This is a genomic window from Streptomyces sp. AK02-01A (assembly GCF_033795305.1).
Classification (GTDB): domain Bacteria; phylum Actinomycetota; class Actinomycetes; order Streptomycetales; family Streptomycetaceae; genus Streptomyces.
This window is the reverse complement of the sequence record NZ_JARBAE010000136.1, coordinates 1-594: the sequence shown is the minus strand read 5'-3', so window position 1 is coordinate 594 and position 594 is coordinate 1. Positions and strand designations below refer to the sequence as shown.

The window sequence follows — 594 nt, the reverse complement described above, 5'->3', positions numbered from 1 at the left end:
TGTTCGGTGAGCCGGTCGACGGCGTGCTTGGTGTCCAGGAACATCAGGACCCGGCCGTCACGGGCCGCGATCTCGGTGGTCGTGGCGTACTTGTCGGCGCCGTGGACATGCAGGACGTGATGCTCCATCGTGGTCACCGCGCCGGCCGACGGGTCGACGGAGTGGACCACCGGGTCATGCAGGTAACGGCGCACCAGCAGGTCGACGTTGCGGTCCAGAGTGGCGGAGAACAGCATCCGCTGGCCGTCCGGGCGTACCTGGTCGAGGAGTTCGGTGACCTGCGGCATGAAGCCCATGTCGGTCATCTGGTCGGCCTCGTCCAGGACCGTGATCGCGACCCGGTCCAGACGGCAGTCACCGCGCTCGATGAGGTCCTTGAGCCGGCCCGGCGTCGCCACCACGATCTCCGCGCCGCCGCGCAGCGCACCGGCCTGCCGGCCGATCGACATCCCGCCGACCACCGTCGCCAGCCGCAGCTTCAACGCCCGCGCGTACGGCGTGAGCGCGTCGGTCACCTGCTGCGCCAGCTCCCGGGTCGGCACCAGGACCAGCGCCAGCGGCTGCCGCGGCTGCGCCCGCTGCCCCGCCGTACGG

General features: G+C 71.4%; 1 protein-coding gene. It reads right to left on the bottom strand.

What is annotated here, in order from left to right; genetic code table 11:
* The coding region (locus PV679_RS36070; protein ID WP_319685506.1) for a DEAD/DEAH box helicase at nt 1-594 on the bottom strand (594 nt) is incomplete at both ends.